This window comes from Glutamicibacter sp. BS14 (assembly GCF_056934375.1).
Genome location: NZ_CM167801.1, coordinates 563,980 through 582,097, shown reverse-complemented (window position 1 = coordinate 582,097; position 18,118 = coordinate 563,980). Strand labels below are relative to the sequence as shown.

Annotated in this window: 16 protein-coding genes; 5 read left to right on the top strand and 11 right to left on the bottom strand. The window is 61.1% G+C overall.

Annotation, left to right across the window (positions count from 1 at the left end):
* Positions 1-27 precede the first annotated feature (27 nt).
* From AC1Z36_RS02795 to AC1Z36_RS02780, 4 genes are all read right to left on the bottom strand, one after another.
* Positions 28-2,118, bottom strand: a complete 2,091-nt coding sequence (locus AC1Z36_RS02795) for an acyltransferase family protein (protein ID WP_483561635.1) — start codon at positions 2,116-2,118, stop codon at positions 28-30.
* Positions 2,119-2,234: 116 nt separating this feature from the next.
* Complete coding sequence (locus AC1Z36_RS02790) at positions 2,235-2,726, bottom strand: helix-turn-helix domain-containing protein (protein WP_105662213.1); 492 nt, start codon at positions 2,724-2,726, stop codon at positions 2,235-2,237.
* A 140-nt stretch (positions 2,727-2,866) separates the two neighbouring features.
* Positions 2,867-3,418: an LURP-one-related/scramblase family protein gene (locus AC1Z36_RS02785; RefSeq protein WP_181149064.1), complete on the bottom strand. Its 552-nt coding sequence runs from the start codon at positions 3,416-3,418 to the stop codon at positions 2,867-2,869.
* Between the two features lie 94 nt (positions 3,419-3,512).
* Positions 3,513-4,793: a M18 family aminopeptidase gene (locus tag AC1Z36_RS02780; protein ID WP_105656592.1), complete on the bottom strand. Its 1,281-nt coding sequence runs from the start codon at positions 4,791-4,793 to the stop codon at positions 3,513-3,515.
* Positions 4,794-4,967: 174 nt separating this feature from the next.
* On the opposite strand from AC1Z36_RS02780, the gene AC1Z36_RS02775 reads away from it, so the two are divergent.
* Entirely contained in the window at positions 4,968-5,420 is a 453-nt protein-coding gene (locus tag AC1Z36_RS02775) for a LapA family protein (protein ID WP_483561634.1), read from the top strand.
* 71 nt (positions 5,421-5,491) lie between these two features.
* Here the strand turns inward: AC1Z36_RS02775 and AC1Z36_RS02770 are convergent, their stop codons facing one another.
* The 7 genes from AC1Z36_RS02770 to AC1Z36_RS02740 form a co-directional block, all read right to left on the bottom strand.
* On the bottom strand, positions 5,492-6,235 hold the full coding sequence (locus tag AC1Z36_RS02770; RefSeq protein WP_105656594.1) for a response regulator: 744 nt from the start codon (positions 6,233-6,235) through the stop codon (positions 5,492-5,494).
* Positions 6,193-7,488: a sensor histidine kinase gene (locus tag AC1Z36_RS02765; RefSeq protein ID WP_105656595.1), complete on the bottom strand. Its 1,296-nt coding sequence runs from the start codon at positions 7,486-7,488 to the stop codon at positions 6,193-6,195. The genes AC1Z36_RS02770 and AC1Z36_RS02765 overlap by 43 nt, the downstream gene beginning before the upstream one ends.
* Before the next feature lie 34 nt (positions 7,489-7,522).
* Complete coding sequence (locus AC1Z36_RS02760) at positions 7,523-8,365, bottom strand: ABC transporter permease (RefSeq protein ID WP_483561633.1); 843 nt, start codon at positions 8,363-8,365, stop codon at positions 7,523-7,525.
* A gap of 4 nt (positions 8,366-8,369) precedes the next feature.
* A complete protein-coding gene (locus AC1Z36_RS02755; protein WP_105656597.1) occupies positions 8,370-9,296 on the bottom strand; it encodes an ABC transporter ATP-binding protein in 927 nt (308 codons plus the stop codon).
* A gap of 138 nt (positions 9,297-9,434) precedes the next feature.
* Positions 9,435-10,460 carry a YdcF family protein gene (locus AC1Z36_RS02750; RefSeq protein ID WP_105656598.1) on the bottom strand — a complete coding sequence of 342 codons (1,026 nt, stop codon included), beginning with the start codon at positions 10,458-10,460 and terminating at the stop codon, positions 9,435-9,437.
* Positions 10,461-10,466: 6 nt separating this feature from the next.
* Entirely contained in the window at positions 10,467-11,900 is a 1,434-nt protein-coding gene (locus AC1Z36_RS02745; protein ID WP_483561632.1) for a phytoene desaturase family protein, read from the bottom strand.
* Complete coding sequence (locus AC1Z36_RS02740) at positions 11,897-13,360, bottom strand: glycosyltransferase family 87 protein (protein WP_133833771.1); 1,464 nt, start codon at positions 13,358-13,360, stop codon at positions 11,897-11,899. The genes AC1Z36_RS02745 and AC1Z36_RS02740 overlap by 4 nt, the downstream gene beginning before the upstream one ends.
* Before the next feature lie 240 nt (positions 13,361-13,600).
* Here AC1Z36_RS02740 and AC1Z36_RS02735 point away from each other — a divergent pair, with 240 nt between their 5' ends.
* From AC1Z36_RS02735 to AC1Z36_RS02720, 4 genes are all read left to right on the top strand, one after another.
* Entirely contained in the window at positions 13,601-14,785 is a 1,185-nt protein-coding gene (locus AC1Z36_RS02735) for a cytidylyltransferase domain-containing protein (RefSeq protein ID WP_483561631.1), read from the top strand.
* Between the two features lie 12 nt (positions 14,786-14,797).
* Entirely contained in the window at positions 14,798-15,691 is an 894-nt protein-coding gene (locus tag AC1Z36_RS02730) for an N-acetylneuraminate synthase family protein (protein ID WP_105656602.1), read from the top strand.
* A gap of 87 nt (positions 15,692-15,778) precedes the next feature.
* Positions 15,779-16,774: a glycosyltransferase family 2 protein gene (locus tag AC1Z36_RS02725; protein ID WP_105656603.1), complete on the top strand. Its 996-nt coding sequence runs from the start codon at positions 15,779-15,781 to the stop codon at positions 16,772-16,774.
* Positions 16,771-18,114: a polysialyltransferase family glycosyltransferase gene (locus AC1Z36_RS02720; RefSeq protein ID WP_483561630.1), complete on the top strand. Its 1,344-nt coding sequence runs from the start codon at positions 16,771-16,773 to the stop codon at positions 18,112-18,114. The genes AC1Z36_RS02725 and AC1Z36_RS02720 overlap by 4 nt, the downstream gene beginning before the upstream one ends.
* Positions 18,115-18,118: the final 4 nt, after the last annotated feature.

The window sequence follows — 18,118 nt, the reverse complement described above, 5'->3', positions numbered from 1 at the left end:
AGCCTTGGTGTCCTAAATCATGCTGGGCTACTCGGAATCCAAGGCAGCCTCGATCCTTTCGCCAAAGATCGGGGCCAAGGTGCGCATGTAGGTATCGCTGATGTGGTGCTTGTCCCGGTAGACCAAGACATTCCCCACCACTGCCGGGCAGGTTCCATCCATGCAGAAGTAATCGCTGAAGTCGAGCACTTCGACGCGCGGCTCCAGTTCGGCGGCCTGCTTGGTGGCATCGCCCACTTCATAGGCTCCCTTTTCCGGGAAGGCGCACTTATCCGGGTCCTGCACGTTTTCTTCCACGCAGTCGCGCGCATAGGAATCCTGTGGCGGCCGCGGGGTGTCCACAATGGCGTAGACCGGCAGGCCCGCGTCTTCAAGGGCGGACCACGTCGAAGCCAGCCCCTGTGCCGCGTCAGTGGTAAAGGTGGCCCCTCCCCAATTCGAGGTGATCACCGCGTTGATGTCATTGCGCGCAGCCAGAGCTTCCATGGTCTGATCGATGGCTTCTTCGCAGTTGATGCTGCCATCCCGATCCGCCTTGCGCTGGGCCTCGGAGAACGGGCAGGAATTCTTCAGATAGGTCACCACTTTCCAGCCCTTGCTTTGGGCGTATCGGCTGACGGCCTCGAACCAGTGGGCTGCATGGGAATCACCCACCAGGGCCACGGTGTAGCTGGCGTCCTCGCTGCCAAATTCGCATTCCTTGATCTGGGTGGATTTCGGTTCTTGGACGCAATCTCCCAGTTCGGGCTGGTCCTCGGCGGCCGTCGCAGGAAGCGGGACGACCTGGCGATGGCCGGAAAGGTACGCAGGTGCGCCCTGGCCCACGGAGGCCGCGCCAAAACCAGCTGGCGGGTTTTGCATCATCGCGCCCAGCTCACGCTGCTCCTGGCCCACAAGATGCTGCTGCATGGCACCTGGCAATAGCGCGATGGACGCGGCCAGCCCGACCATCGCCGCCCCTGCAATCAAGGAGCGGGCAGGAGAACCGGCTATGGGGCGGAAGTGGCGCATGGGAGTTTCGACCCACTTCAAGCTGGCCCAAGCCAAGAGCAGGGACCCGGCCAGCAAGGCCAGCGACTGCAATGGGTCCGGGTTGCCCCCGGCCAGTTCGATGAAGAATACGATCAGTGGCCAGTGCCACAGATACAGCGAATACGAGGCGAGGCCGACCCATTGAACGGGAGCCCAGTTCACCAGCGGGTGCAGGGAACCAGGTCCTCGCGTACTGCCCGCGGCAATCACCACGGCGCAGCCAAGAACCGGGAGGGCCGCCGCAATCCCCGGGAAGACTGTTGTGGCGTTGTAGCTGAATGCCGCGAAGCAGATCGCCGCCAAAGCCACGAGTACGGCAAGGTTTCTGAACTGCCAGCTGGTTGCCCACGGTGGAAGCTTCAAGGCGCCGTTGGCGTGCGCCTGGACTGCCAAGGCCAGCAGTCCGCCGACGGCCAGTTCCCAAATGCGGGTGGTGGTGATGAAGTATCCGGCGCTATTACCTGAGTAACCGGCATAGGCCGAGTATCCCAGCGACAAAAGTGCGGTGGCTGAGAAAATGATCCAGAGCATGCGGCGCCGCGGGGCAAATCCATCGCCACTGCTAGCGTCCGCATTCGGTTTGGCCAACAGGCACACGGCCAAAACCAGCAACGGCCAGAAAAGGTAGAACTGCTCCTCCACGCCCAAGGACCAGAAGTGCTGCAACGGCCCGGGTGCTTGATCCGAAGCGAGGTAGTCGACGGAGTCGGCGGCGAGAACCCAGTTCTGCACCGAGAAGGCAGAGGCGATGGCCTGGGTGCCCAAGGCACCCCACTGGGTTTTGGGAAAGATCAGCAGGCTTGCCACGACAACTACCAGGATCACCAGCATGGCAGCCGGGAGGATTCTTCGCGCTCGGCCGGCAAAGAAGGCTGCGAGGCTGACCCGGCCGGTGCGTTCGGCTTCACGCAGCAGGTGCGAGGTAATCAGGAAGCCCGAGATGACGAAGAAGATGTCAACCCCGATATAACCGCCTGGAACTGCGGATGGCTCAAGATGATAGGCGACGACCAGCAGAACCGCCAAGGCGCGGAGCGCTTGGATCTCCGGGCGGAAATTCTTGACCTGCAGGGAATTCGAACTCATAGTCTTTGATCAGACCAGCAGGGGGTAAACAGCAGGTTATCAATGGGCAACAGTCGGTCTAACGACCCGTGGGAACCTCATGGGCGGTGCCTGGGTTTGCGCTTCGCAGCATGGACCTAGCCCAGCAGTTTCCGATTTGCCGTGGACAGCGGGTATTTGGCGTCGAGTTTGGCATCCAGGCTCAGACGGAAAGCAGCCTCAAGCAGCAGCTGCCCGACGCCCCAGTACACCGGGATCAGCAACCAGATGTACCACCCAAAGTTGCCGGTGGTAGCCAAGATGACCGTGCCGAAAGTGACCAGGATGCCCAGCCCGCGGAACACGGCCAGGATCCCCTTGGTTGCCGAATCCCGACGATCTTGATCTGCTTGGGCCCGCGCTTCAAGCCCATCCACGGCCTCGGAGAACTTCGGAGTCTGGACGCTTTTGAACAGGTCTCCAACCGGCACCTCCAAGGCCTTGGCGACCAGTGAGATAGTCTCCAAGCTCGCATCATTTCCGGCTTCGAGCCGTTGGACCGTTCTGACAGTGATGCCGCTTTCTGCGGCTAGACGTTCTTGCGTCCAGCCCCTAGCGCGGCGAAGCTCTGCAATCCGTGATTCATTCATGCCACTTACGCTAGCCAATGGCGCCCCGAAAGCACCACGACATCGACGTGACAGTTACCCGACTGCAACGCGACAGCATTCCTGAACCTACGCTGGCCTGCCATGAAGAAGTATTCCTGGCCGCGACTATCTCAGCTCCATTATGATTTGCGCTGTTGCTTCTCACGGATCAAATCCAGTGCCAGCACCGAGCCGATCACTGCCTGGCGTTGCTGTGCGTTGAGGTTTTCCGCCAAGCGCAGGGCGTAGGTCGACTTGCCCAGCAATGCGTTGCCCATCCCGGACCATTCCCGGGTCACGGTTCCCAGAACTCCGCCGGGACCGGTGATCCGGAAGTCGAAGTCCCAGATGCTACCCAGTAACTCGAGCTCTTCGCCCAGCATCGAGATGGAGACCCTGGTTTTGAAGAAAGTGATCCTCTTGACCAGGCTGGCCAGCGGGGCAGCGTTGCCATCAAGGATTTCAAAACGATCGCGGCCCATGGTCATCGTGTCCTTGACCATGACAACCGGATTGCCTGGTCCGTCAAAGACGGTCAGTTCGCGAGCCCCGACGAACATGCGGCCCAGCGCGCTTCCGCCGGTATCCACGTGGGCAATCTGCATCCCGGACGAATCAAGGATCGCGAAGTCGTTCTTCGAGATGCTCTTCGTCTGCTGGAAGATCAACGTGTTCTGGTTGAGGATCGTCATGGTGCCGATTATGCCACCAGTAAACCGTATCGGGCGAAGATCCCCCGGGGAGGCGAAAAGCCAGCCCGCAGGCCGGCTTTTCAGGTTGGACTTGCTAGGCTCCGAAGAACTCGCGAGAGACCTTGGACAGATACCAAGGGTCGTCAACGCCGCACATCTCGCGGGCCGAGTGCATGGACAGCAGCGCGACTCCCACATCCAGGGTGCGAATCCCCAGTCGGGTCGCGGTCAATGGTCCAATGGTGGATCCGCACGGTACGCGGTTATTGGACACGAACTCCTGGTAGGGAACTCCCGCCGACTCGCACCAGTTGGCGAATGCGGCAGCACCCACCGCATCGGTGGCATAACGCTGGTTCGCATTGATCTTCAGCAGCGGGCCGGCATTCAGCTGCGGACGGTTGGCTGGGTCGTGGCGCTCTGGGTAGTTCGGGTGAACCGCGTGGCCAGCATCGGCAGACAGGCATACAGAATTCGACAGGGCGCGAGCGGTGTCTTCAACTGAGGCATCCATGGATGCCTGGATGCGGTTGATCAGCTCTTCCAGGAATGGGCCGCAAGCGCCCGAGCGCGAGGAGGAACCCAGTTCTTCGTGGTCGAAGGCAGCAAGCATGGCAATGCGGTTGCCTGCTGGCTTGCGGGAATGGCCCGTCAGCGCAATCAGGCCTGCGTGCACCGAAGTGAGGTTATCCAGCCGGGCGCTGGCGAAGAAGTTCTTGCCCTCGCCAAAGACCTCGCCGCGCTGCGCGGGCGCGGTCAGGATGTCGTAGCCGGCTACCTGGGCCGGGTCGACACCTGCAGACTTCGCCAGGATCGCCAGGATGTCGGCATCCGCCAGATCGCCGGCGCCAAAGATTGGATTGGTGTGGGTCTGCTTGTCCAGGGTCAGGCCCTCATTGACCTGGCGGTCCAGATGGATCGCCAGTTGCGGGATGCGCAGGATTGGTTCGGTCTTCGCCAGGTGCTCGGAACCGTCCTTGAGCACCAATCGGCCGGCGAGCACCAGTTCGCGGTCCAGCCAGGAGTTCAGCAGCGGTCCGCCGTAGACTTCGACCCCTGCCTGCCACCAGCCGTTGGAACCGGTGGTTGGCTTCGGCTTGAGCTTGAAGCCCGGCGAGTCGGTGTGGGCGCCGAGGATATGGAATCCGCTGGTCGCAGTGGCAGCTTCTGGCTGCACCCAAGCGATGATCGCACCGTCGCGGACCACGTAGTAGGAACCCGGGACCAGGTTCCAAGCCTGCTTTTCGTCCAGACCGGTGAATCCAACAGCGTCCAAGCGCTGCGCGGCCGAGGCCGCGGCGTGGTAGCTCGATGGCGAGGTTGCGACGTATTCGGCCAGATCTGCAATGTGGGCCATTGCTGCGGCTTGTGCCATGGCTGGTTACTCACTTCTTTCTGTCAAGAGATGTTTGTCAGACGGTTCTTCAGGTTTTGGTTCCCGCCTGAAAAGTCGAGTTGCCTCCCAGCTTAGTAGCCTGAACCACATTTGCTGATGTCCTGCTGGGCCTGCCTCCGCCCTGGCAACCTGGCAGACACCCCTATCCGGGTCTTGACTTGGCACCTCGCTCTCGACGAAGCTGAAAGCAGTCCCGGAGACAAGGAAAGCGAGTTCATCATGGCTACGGCTGATCGAACACCAGAGCAAGAGAACATTCCAGCAGTATCACGCGAGGTCGAAGTGGAGACCACCGTACCGATGGATTCCAAGGTCCAACGGGCCAAACCTGCCGGTGCAGATAAGCTCCCAGCGACCAAGTTGGGTCGTATCTGGACCGCTACGATCTTCGGCTTGCTCGTGCTGATCCTGCTGATCATCTTCATTGCCCAGAACCAGGAGCAGGTGACCCTGAACTACTTCGCGTATCAGGGACAGGTCAACCTCGGGCTGGCATTGTTCTTTGCCGCTATTGGTGGCGCCCTAGTGGTCGCGATCGCCGGGGTGGCCCGCGTGATACAGCTGCGCTCTACGGCGAAGAAGCAGCGCAAGGCCAATAAGCGCTAGAAAGCTCCATGGCCGCCGGGCGGAACCCCATGGGGTTTCACCCGGCGGCCATTTTGCTGCCTCAGCGATGCCTAGTAGTCCAGGCCTTGGGATGGAATGACCAGCCCAGTCTCGTAGGCGTACACCACCGCTTGAACACGGTCGCGCAGATGCAATTTGGTCAGGATGCGCCGCACGTGGGTTTTCACCGTTGCTTCGGAAAGGAAGAAACGGTGTGCAATCTCGGCGTTGGATAGTCCCTCGGAAAGCGCACGCAGCACTTCCTGCTCACGCGGGGTAAGATCATCGAGCAGCGGGTCATGCGGAGTTTCGGCCGGCTGGTTCCGGTTCCCGGCGCCAGCGTTGCGCACATAGGTTTCCAGCAGGCGGGCAGTCACCCGGGGTGCCACCACAGCGTCGCCGGAAGCTACCAGGCGCACCGCTTGGACCAGTTCTTCCGGGGCCACGTCCTTGAGCAGGAACGCACTGGCTCCTGCCTGCAGCCCTGAGAAGGCGTACTCGTCCAGGTCAAAGGTCGTCAGGATAATGATCTTGGTTTCCGGATGGTCCTTGGCGATGCGTTCGGTCGCTTCCAAGCCGTCCATCTTGGGCATGCGCACATCCATCAGGACCACATCGGGTTTCAGTGCGGCCGTCTGGGCAAGGGCATCGAGTCCATCGACAGCTTCGCCGGCGATGACGATGTCGTCTTCACCTTCGAGGATGAGGCGGAATCCCATGCGTAAGAGGGGCTGGTCATCGACCAGCAGTACCTTGATTTTGTCTTCCACGCTTATTCCTTCACTGCCTTCTGGTTTTCGTTCTGCAAGCTGCATTCGGGCAGCTTGAGGACCGCTTTCACAATCCATCCGCCACTGGCTACCGGTCCGGCATCAACCGTTCCGCCAAAGAGCGCGGCTCGTTCGCGCATGCCGCGCAGACCGCGTCCGCTGCCGATACTCGGAACTCTCGTTGCATCTCCGTTGTCCATGATTTCCATGCGCAGTTCTTCGCGGCGCCGTTCCAGGCGAACCTGCACATCACTTACGTTACGGGCATAGCGCAAGGAATTAGTCAGGGACTCTTGAATGATACGGAAGACGGTCAGCTGGAAGGTGGTGTCCTCCGGCAGCGGATCGCCCGTATGGGTAAATGAGACCGGCAGACCTGCGGTACGGAATCCTTCGAGCAATTGCTCCACGTTCCCGCCGGTAGGCTGCGGGGCCAGCTCTCCGGATTCTTCTTGGCGAAGCACGCCCAGCATGCGGCGCATATCCGCCAGGGCGGCGCGACCGGTTCCAGAGAGCTCATTGAGCACTTCGTCGGCACGGACCTGATCGCGCTTGGCCACCACTCGTGCCCCCTCTGACAAGGCAATCATCACCGAAAGCGAATGGGCGACAACGTCGTGCATTTCGCGGGCGATGCGGTTGCGCTCTTGCACCTGGGCCAGTCCGGAGACCTGCGAGGCCCAGTGGTTCAGTTCAGCTTCGTGGATGCGCGCGTTGCGCACATTCATGCCCACCGCGGCTGCGGCAATGTAGAAACCGATGACGAAGCTGCCCGAGACGGCGATGATGACGCGCGTGAAGATGGTTTCGTCGATTCCATCTTGCGGGTCGAATTCCATTCCGGCCATGTCGGGGAAGCCCATCAGCACCATCAGGACCGTCTGGAAGCTGCCGGCCAGGATGGCCAGCGGGATGGTGCGTTTGGCCGAATAGCTGGTGGCGACCGTGTACAGGGCGATAATCATGCCTACCCCGCCCAGTCCACCTTGCGGACCAGCAATCACCAGGGCCAGGCATTCGAAAATGAACACCAGGATGATCACCGTCATCGGTGCCCGGCGCCGGTACAACAAGGCAGCGCTGACGGCGAGGGTGACGACCAGCAGGCCGGTGGCGTTGGCTTCTGGCATCGCTGCCATGACCAGGACACCGGGCAGTGTGAGCAGCAGATAGATGACTACCGCACCGATGACCACCAAACGCGGGTGGGTACGCAAATAACGGCGTATCCGGCCCATGCGCTTGGCGGCCAGTTCATCGAAGGAAACCACAGTTTCCTGCAGCGTCGGTTGGCTCATGTTTCCAGTCTAGTTTTCTCGATCAATCCCTGCGCTACTTGATGTCCCGCTTGGTCAGCAGGATTGCACCCAATACCAGTGGAAGCACGACCCAACCCGCCACGCCCAGCAGTTGCTGCCAGGTCTCCAAGTCGGTGACAACACTTGCGGGCGTCGCCAACCCCATGCCCAGCTGGTCAGGGGTGAACTTCGCGATATCCTGCGCCCAGTCGGTCAAGGCGGTCAGGATGGAAAGGATGATCGGCAGCACGAAGAACAGGGCAGCGAGGCTGGTGATGCCGCCGGCCGAGTTGCGCAGCAGCATCCCCAACGCCAAACCGATCAACGCCGCCATGGTCACCGCCAGCGTCCCGTACCAGAGCACCCGTTGGAAGGCGTCGCTGCTGAATTCCAGATTCATCTGGTAGTTCTCGGCAATCGGCTTGCTGATCGCGAAGGCCAAGAGCGAGCTGATGATCTGGACGACGGCAGTAAGCAGGATGATCAAGATGCCCTTGGCGGCCAGGACACGCAGTCGCCGCGGGCTGGCCAGGAACGTGCTTACCGCTGAACCGGTGGTGAATTCACCGCTGAAGAGCAGGACACCAAGCACGCCAAGGATCAGCTGGCTGAAGACCAGGCCCGAGCCGATGAGCTCAGCGGCGAATCCCGGGGACGATAGGCCTTCCATGCCCGGCATCTGATCCGTGTCGCCCATGCTGGCACTGAGCGAACCAATGCCCCAAGTGGCCACGGCTGCAATGCCCACATAGAACACGATGGCCAAGAGAACCAGGATGCGGGTGGAGTTCAGGGAGAAGAAACGGATGGACTCACTGCGCAGCACGCCGAAGAGGGTGACCTTGCCATGCGGTGCGGTTGCTAGATGGTTAGACATGTCCTTACTTCCCGCCGCCAGTCTCGGCAACTGTGTTCGAGTGGTATTCGACGGCATCGCGGGTCAATTCCATGTAGGCGTCTTCCAAGGTGCGTTGCAGCGGACGCAATTCGCTGAGCACCACCCCGTATTCCAAGGCACGGCGGCCAATGGTTTCTGAATCGGGGCCGGTAACTTCCAGGCCATGCTCATCAATCCGGCGTAGCTGAATACCTTCACCATTCAACGCATTCATCAAGATCTCAATGTCGGCTGAACGCACAATGGTCTGGTCAAGACCGTTGTCGATGAATTCAGTGATCGGCGCATCGGCCATGATGCGGCCACGGCCAATCACGATCAGGTGATCCGCCGTCTGGGCCATTTCACTCATCAGGTGGGAGGAGATGAAAACGGTTTTGCCATCGGCCGCCTGCTGGCGGGCCAGGTTGCGGACCCAAGCCACGCCTTCGGGATCCAGGCCGTTGACCGGCTCATCGAGGATCAGCACCTGCGGATCTCCAAGCAGGGCCGTGGCAATGCCCAGCCGCTGCCCCATGCCCAGCGAAAAGCCGCCGACCTTCTTGCGCTGCACGCTAGACAAGCCAGTCAGATCGAGCACTTCGTGCACTCGGGACTTCGGGATCCCCGCGGTAGCCGCCATGGCACGCAAATGCGCCAGCGGAGTCAGGGATTTGTGCACCGACTTAGCTTCCAGCAGGGTGCCGACTTCGGTCAGCGGGTGACGTGATTTCTTGAAATCGTGCCCGTTGACCAGCACTTCACCGCTGGTAGGTTTGGCCAATCCCACGATCATGCGCATGGTGGTGGACTTGCCGGCACCATTGGGGCCGAGGAACCCAGTCACCATGCCTTCTTGGACCGTGAACGACGCATTATCGACCACGGTTTTTCCACCGTATTTCTTCGTCAACTGCTCTGCCTGGATCATATTTCCAGCCTAAGGAATTCGAGCCCAGCTCTCACCGCCCCCAGTGCTGATTTATGGCTCAACCAAAAGGGTGATGGCAGGGAAGCGAAAACTGGGACCATGCACCAGATGGTGCATGGTCCCAGGGTGCCAAGGAAGTTAGAAGGTCGTCGTGAGCACGAACATCATCCCTGCGACGGCTAATGCGAAGGGCAGGGCCAGCAAAACCATCAGCTTCTTTTGATCCCGCACGATCGCAACGCATTCCCTGAGGAAGGCACTCGGACGGTAGTAGGCCGCCGTTTTCCCGCCGAAGGCACGGGCATCCAAGCCGAGCTTGCGTGACGCCATCGCTGCACGCAGCGCATGATAGTCGCTGGTGACCAACCACAGCTGGCCATCCGGACGCTGGGCACGGACCAAGGCGTCGGAGAACTCCAGGTTCTCAAGGGTGTCCCTGGCCCGGTCTTCAACCAGAATCTGTTCATCGGCAATGCCCTGCTCACGCAGATAGCGGGCCATGCTTACGCCCTCTGGTTCTTCCTCATCATGGCCCTGTCCCCCGGTCGGAACCATGAAGGGGCGAGCAGATGCCTGCAGTTGATGCAGGTCTATGCCCTTGTCCAAGCGGCCACGCAGCAACGGGGTGACCTTGCCGTTGATTGTGCGGGCACCAAGGACCACCACGGCGGCGGCTTCGCCCTTGGATGGGTATCTGGCGTGCACCCATGCGTACAGCAACAGCATGGCGAACAAGCTCGCCGTGAAGACGGAGGCCATGAACAGGACGAAAGCCAGCGAATAGGTCCACCAGGATTCGATGCGAATCAGCAGCACCGCAATGACTGGCAGGACAAAGACGGATAGCCCGGCTGCCAATGACAGCAGATTCGCAGGTTTGGCTCCTTCGCGCCGGCACATCAGGATCCCGTTGTAGATCAGCGCGGCACCGAAGACAACGACCATCAGCGGGGTCAGCACCAGCACTATGGAGAAGAGGAACCCAAACCCGGGGATCACACTGGTCAACAGGTCGACGACCGCCGAAATGGTGAAGAACACCAGCGGCAAGAGAAGTGCAGCCAGACCCAAGCGGCGTGGGTCCTTGCGGTATTGCCGGATAAACAGCCACCAGAGTGCTGCCAGGAAGACCCAGCCAACGAGCTGCGCGAGCACTGATTCCATTGCCTCTCAGTTCACCGATTTCCAGTTTGCGATTCCGTATTCCCGTTTGAGCATCGATTGCGCTCCGAGGAATCCGCCCATGCCATGCACCGACGGCCCCGGAGGCGCAGCCGAGGATACCAAGTACAGTCCTTTGGACTGCAGGTACCACGGGTCGGCCGAGATCCGAGGCCGCTTGATGCTGCCCAGCAGGTCCATGGTTCCCCCGGAAAGATCGCCACCGACCAGTGCCGAGTTCTGCACTTCCAAGTCCTGGGCGGTGACAACATGGGATTCAATGATTGTCTCGCTGAAACCAGGGGCTGCCTGTTCAATCATTTCCTTCAGTTCCCGGCTCATGTCTACCGGAGAATCCAGTGGCACGTGGCAGTAGGCCCAGATGACGTGCTGGCCCTGCGGTGCCCGCGAATCATCAAATTGCGAGGGCTGGGCAACAATCATGAACGGCTTCGCCGCTCCCCCGCGCACTGCGGCGCGTTCGGCCTTCCCGACCTGCGCCGCGGTGCCGCCCAGGTGCACGGTGCCGGCCTTGCCCAGAGTCTCGTCGCGCCATGGAACCGGTGCCGAAAGGACGTAGTGCACCAGGCAGCTTCCCGGCGAGCGCCGGATACTGCTCAACGCGTGCGAGAGCCGTTCAGGCAGATGTCCTGTTGAAAGCTTGGCCGCGTTTTCGGCGGAGGTATCGAAGAGGATGCTCTGCGCAGAAAGCTCATCAACATGGTTGACGCGGGTGCCGGTAAGGATTTTTGCTCCATGAGCCATCGCTTCTTCGGCCAAGGCGTCGCTGATGGCTTGGGAACCTCCACGCGGGATGGCCCATCCCTTGCCGTGCGCTGTTGCTGCAAGGAACAGTCCTGCCCCGGCATTGGCCGGTCCGCGAGAGCCTCCCGCAACGTGGGCGGAACAGCCTGCGTAGAGCGCGGCGGCGCGTTCAAACTTTCCAGAAAAGAGTTCCTTGACGGCCATGCCCGCCACCGTGCTCACGGCAAAGGTCGCCAACGCTGCGGGGTTCGAGGGAACCCTCAGCAGAGGGTTGAGCAGTGTCTGGCTGACCCCGTCAATCTGCTTGACCAGCGGGCCCAGGAGCCGGGTGTACATCTCGCCGTCCGCGCATCCAAGTTCCTGCCCGGTGCGTTCCAGGTCCTTGTACGCGTAGGCGGTCCGGCGATCCAGCACATGGGCGAAGGACAGCTCGGGGACGATGAACTCCACCTTGTCGTGGACGCCCAGTTCATGCATGGCTTGGGATTGCATGGCCATCGGATGCACTGCGCTGCCCAAATCGAATTTCGCTGCAGAACCATTCAGCGGCTGCGTTCTGGCGGCCCCGCCGATGGTGTCGTTGGCTTCATATACCGTGACGCTTAATCCAGCACGGGCAGCAACTGCTGCGGCTGCTAGCCCATTGGGTCCCGCACCGACAACGGCAACATCGCTCATGATTTATTTCCCGCCACTTCATTCGTTTTCTTGGATTGAGGCAGCAGTCCACGCAGGGTCCAGCGGTCCTCCAGTCCGGCGAATGGGCCGGCCAAAGGATCATCCTGGCCCACGGCACGAATCGGGTCGTGGCGTGGATCAAGAATTGAACGTGCCACCAAGAACATCAGGTATCCCAGCATCACCATATGCGCCAGCACCAGCACCGCATAACCGGTCTCAGGGAAGGCCTTCTGCGCTTCTTCCGCAGAGAGGGAATCAAGGTAGAACCAAACAGCGTAGAAGTGCGCGATTTCCACGAGCATCCAGACAACGAATTCGCGCCAGCGCGGCAAGGCGAGGGCGAACAGCGGAATCAGCCAGACGATGAACTGTGGTGAATACACCTTATTGACCATGACAAAGGAAGCAATGATCAAGAAGGCCATGGAGGCCAGGCGCGGGGTGCGTTTAGCAGTCAAGCCCAGCACTGCGACGCCCACGCAGCACAGGAAGAAGAGGACCAGGCCGTAACGGGAAATCTGTTCGGCTTCAAAGAGCGGGACCCCTCCCCTGTTATCGGCGATGACATTCCATGCGTGCCAGAAGCTGGAGAAGCCTGCCCCGCGTTCAGAAGAGAAGTTGAAGAAGTGCATGAACGAGTCGGGGAACGCCAGCGCATAGGGAAGGTTCACCAGTGCCCATGTCGCCGCGGCGGTTCCGCCAGTCACCCAGAAGGTCTTGAGCCTGCCGGTGCGAATGGCCAATACCAGCACCGCGCCGAGGATGAAGAACGGATAGATCTTCATCGCGGCACCTAAGCCGATCAGCACCCCGGCAAGGACGGTGTGCTTTCGTGCGAATGCCAGCATGCCCAGGGCCAGCAAGGCCACAGCCCACATGTCCCAGTTGATGCTGCCGGCCAGGATGATGCCCGGGGCAATAGCCACCATTGCGGCATCCCACGGGCGGCGCCCGGTCATCCGCAGGGTGGCGATCACGGTGACCATCCACAGGATCGCAACGAGCAGCAGGTTGATGTCGAAGTACAGCAGCGAACGGTTTTCGATCCCCGTGGGGATGATCGAGGCAACGGCCGAGGCCACCGTGCTCATCAGTACCGGGTACTCGAACTGGGCGGTCGCGCTGAATGGCGCCCAGGGGTTCTCGGCGAAGCCGCGGGCGGAGAACAGCGGAACCCAGTCGCTGTAGCACGCATAGGCGTACGGGTTGTTGCCAGTCCACCCGTTGACCCGGCAGGGGTTCTTGGCAAGGAGCATCAGCAAGGCGCCCACGGTGGTCATCAGGATAATGACTCGTTCCACGCTGAAGAATCCTGGATCGACTCGGCCTGGATCGCTGTGTCGTCCCAGGCGGCCACCGATCATTGCGGTGAACTGTCGAAGGAACCCGTCAGCGCGTGATGGCACGGTAATCCGCAGGGGGCCACGCGTGGGCTGTGACTGGTTTGGCTCGTGCATACCCTCCAGCCTAAATGTTCTGTGCCTAAGCTCCGCCTTGCACACTCATGTTTCATTAGTCGCTTTGATCTTTTATGCGGTTCCGAGGGCTCGAAATCCCTCTTCCGGATTCGCCTACTGGTACGTAAAACGCTTGCTGACCTCGCATTCAGCAAACAAACAGGTGATTACACCGGCACTTCACCGTGCGTTAACCCAGATGCCCCCTCTTAGTTAACTTGTGCCCATAGCGTCTTACTCGTGAGCAAAACCAACCAGCCAAATGCCATGGCGATCATCCCCGCCAGGGGAGGATCCAAGGGCATCCGGCTTAAGAACCTGCGTGAGATCGGCGGCAAATCGCTGCTGGGCCGCGCAATCGAATCAGCCAGATCCGCGGCGGCAGTCAGCGACGTCGTGGTCAGTACCGACCATGAGCAGATCAAGGCCGAAGCGCTTCGCTACGGGGCGCGAGTCATCGATCGACCGGCAGATATCGCCGGCGACACGGCCAGCAGCGAGTCAGTTCTGCTCCACGCGCTAGCGAATGCGGAATCTCAGCCAGAGATCACCGTGTTCATCCAGTGCACCAGCCCGTTCATCGATCCGGAGGATCTGGACGCAGCCATTGCGGCGGTTTCTTCGAAACGCGCCGACGTCAGCTTCGCAGCTGTAGCGGACCACGGTTTCCATTGGGGCCTGGATCCGCAGGGCGAAGCGGTCGCCGTAGGCCACGACAAGCTGCACCGTCCGCGTCGCCAGGATCGCGAACCGCGCTTCCGCGAAACCGGGGCCTTCTACGTGATGGATACCCGGGGATTCCGCGAGGCAGGGCACCGTTTCTTCGGAAAGGTCCGGGTTCACGAAGTTCCAGCAGAGCACGGCATCGACATCGATACCGAGGCAGACCTGCTGCTCGCTGGGCTGGCCGTTCCGGCCACCCGGGAACCGATCGAAGTCGACGCGGTCATCACGGATTTCGACGGGGTGCATACCCCGGACACCGCGTATGTCGATGAGCACGGAACCGAAACCGTGCGCGTCTCCCGCTCCGATGGAATGGGAGTGGCCCGGTTGCGGGCTGCCGGAGTGAAGTTCCTTATTCTCTCCAAGGAAATCAACCCTGTTGTCGCCGCCCGCGCCGCCAAGCTGAACGTCGAAGTGGCCCACGGAATCGACAACAAGGCCGAATACCTGGCCCGCTGGCTGGCTGACGAATCCATCAATCCGGCTCGTGTTGCCTACGTGGGCAACAACATCAACGATCTGGGCGCGATGGCATTGGTCGGCTGGCCGATCACCGTGGCCGATGCCCAGGAAGATGTGCACCGGGCAGCACGGTACAAACTGACCCGCAAGGGCGGGCACGGAGCGGTACGGGAACTAGCCGAACTGGTTCTCGCCGCACGCACCGCTACCAAGAGTTCTCCAAGTTTCACCCACTGAAAGGCAATACCCATGACTTCCATGACTACTGACATCAAGCCTGTTGCTATCGGCGACGTCCAGGTTGGCGCAGGCCAGCAGGTCTACGTCATCGGCGAGATCGGCATCAACCACAACGGCGACATCGAGATCGCCAAGCAGCTGATCGATATCTCTGCTGAAGCCGGTGCCAACGCAGTGAAGTTCCAGAAGCGCACCCCGGACATTTCCACCCCGATGGACATGCGCGACAAGATCCGCTCCACCCCATGGGGCGACATGACCTACCTGGACTACCGCTACCGCGTCGAGTTCGACCAGGCGCAGTACAAGGAACTCATCTCCTACGCAGCCTCCAAGGGCCTGCACGCCTTCGCCTCGCCATGGGATGTTCCATCGGTCGAATTCATGGAAGAGCAGGGTGCAGTCACCCACAAGGTCGCCTCCGCATCGGTCACCGACATCGAGCTGCTCAAGGCCCTGGCGCAGACCGGCAAGCCGATCATCCTGTCCACCGGCATGTCCACCATCGAGCAGATCGACAAGGCCGTCGAGACCCTGGGTACCTCGAACCTGGTCATGATGCACGCTACCTCCACCTACCCGCTGCCTCCTGAAGAGGCCAACCTGCGCATGATCGAGACCCTGCGCGACCGCTACCAGGTCCCAGTGGGCTACTCGGGCCACGAGCGCGGCCTGCAGATCTCGCTGGCTGCTGTTGCCCTGGGCGCAGTGACCGTCGAGCGCCACATCACCTTGGACCGCACCATGTGGGGTTCGGACCAGGCCTCGTCGCTGGAGCCAAAGGGCTTCGAGTCGCTGATCCGCGACATCCGCATCCTGGAGCAGGCCATGGGTGACGGCGTGAAGAAGGTCTTCCCAGGCGAGCTGGCACCGCTCTCGCGCCTGCGCCGCGTCGACGCCTAAGCACGCCAACGTATCCGGCGGTTGGACTCACCGACGGGTCCAACCGCCGTTTATTTTTGTCTGCATGAGGAAGGCCTTGAAGCACAGATGAGTTTGATCCCCGGGCGCATTTCCGTGGTTATCCCCGCCTATAACCAAGAAGCATATATTTGCGATGCCTTGTCATCGCTGGTCCGGCAGAAGCTGGGACGCTGGGAGCTGGAAGTGCTCGTGGTTGATGACGCTTCCGATGACCAGACTGCTGCCCTGGTTCGCAGCTACCAAGACCAGTTGCCTGGCCTGAACCTGATCTCGCTGCCTGAGAATGCCGGAGTTTCTGCCGCCCGCAATGCCGGGTTGGAACAGGTCACCGGCGAATACTTCACCTTCCTCGACCCCGACGACTGGTACTCCCCCGAGCATTTGGAAGCCCTGGCGGAATCCTTGACCGAACTGCACGTGGACTTCGTGCGTTGCGATCATGTGCGTGTCACCGGCACCAATCGCGTCATCCACCGCGCCCCGCAGGCGTTGCGCGGCATGCCGCTGAACCCGGCCGATGACATTGAACCTATCGATTCGCCGTCCATGGTGGACTACGCCTTCGTGTGGGCGGGCATGTACCGCACCGACCTGATGCGCGCCCGCGAACTGATGTACTTCGACGCGCAGTTGCACAGCGCCGAAGACCGCCTCTGGCTATGGAAGCTGCATCTGAACACCGAGCGCTATTCCGTCGTTTCCTCCCCCGGGGTGTTCTACCGCCGCGGCCTGCCCGGCTCGCTGACCCAGGTCTTCGACCACCGTCAGCTCGGCTTCATTCCGGCCTACTCGCAGATCCTCACCGAGGTGCGCTTGCACCCGGACGCGGATCGCCACCTGCCCAAGGCGATGCGGCAGTTCTTCGCCATCGTGTGCCACCACGAGAAGCGCGCGAAGAACTACCCGCCGGAAGTCCGCTTGGAGATGAAGCAGAAACTGCGCCAGGTATTCACCACTATTGATGCGCCGATGGCCCGCCAGGTTGCCCTCGAGATGGACGTTGCCCGTCGCCGCCATATTCTCTCCTTCCTCCAGCCAGGTCAGATCGGGGCCGCCAAGTGATCGCACTGATTGAAGCCAGCAGCTATTTCCAGCTTGCTTCTCTGGCCGCGATGGCCGATGCAGGACTGCTCCCCGAGGCAGATGAACGAATTCTCGTCTTGGCTAACGGCTCACAGGTTCCGGAACTGACTACTGCGTTGGATGAAGTCCCGGGCTTCGAGAAGCTTGCCGCCCGCTTTGACCGCGTGGTGGATTTCGCTGCGCTGACCTCCCCGCGTCGCCCGGCACAGTTCAACCCGCGTGAGGACGAGCTGCATATTTTCGAACGCCTCCTGCGCAGCGCTTGGGATCTGGGCAATGAACCCTTGACCTTGGTTCTGGAATCCATCCAGGTCAATCCGGCGCGTGCGCTGGCGCGTATTTTCTTTGATGCCCAGCTGTGGATCCACTCCGACGGCTTGATGTCCTATGGCCCAACCCGTAATCGATTGCCAATGCCGCTTCGCCAGCGCGTCATGGGCACCATCCATGTGGACTTGGTTCCAGGACTGCAGCCTCACCTGCTCGCAGAGCTCGAGCCGCGGCGCGAGGTCTTGGCCACCGGCGGCCTGGCTGCAATCTTCGGCGAACTGGCCCAGGGGGCAGAATTCGATCTGCCAACCGGCAGTGCGCTGATCCTCGGCCAGTACCTGGGTTCCTTGGGCCTGATGGATGCCGAGGAAGAATTCGAGCTGCATCTGGAAATGCTCAACGAGGTGGCCCGCCGGGAAATTTCCACCGTCCTGTTCAAGGCGCACCCATCGGCCAGCGCCACCTCAGCGGCACGCTTGTCTGCAGCCGCCAGGGACATGGGGCTGGAGTTCCGGCTGGTCGGCACCGATCATCTGGCGGAAACCGTCATCGCGGCGGTACGTCCAGCCGTGGTGATCTCCTGCTTTTCCACGGGCTTGGCCACCGCCAAGTACATCCTGGATACCGAGGTCTACGCAGTGGGCACCGGCAGACTGCTCCAGGCGCTGGCTCCCTACGAGAATTCCAACCGCATCCCGTTGTCCATCATCCATGCCTTGTTCGTCCAGGACGTGCCGGTTCCGGCGCACGGTGGCGGCAGCGACCGCCTCACCGAACTGCTGGCTGCCGTGGCCTACTGCATGCAGGCCGCGCAACTGCCTCACCTGCGCGAGCAGGCCGAGTCCTTCTTGTCCGCGCACTACCCGGAGTTCTCGGCTCATTTCAAGCGCCGGCGCATCACCAGGCTCGAGCTGCCTCCACGCTGGGCGCACATCAGCTCGCGCCGCTCGCTGCCTTCCAGAGTCCGCGGGGCCTCGCGCCGTGTGCTGCGCAATGGTTCCAAGCAGCTGGACACGCTTTCCAAATCCCTGAGCCGACTGGCAAAATGACCCT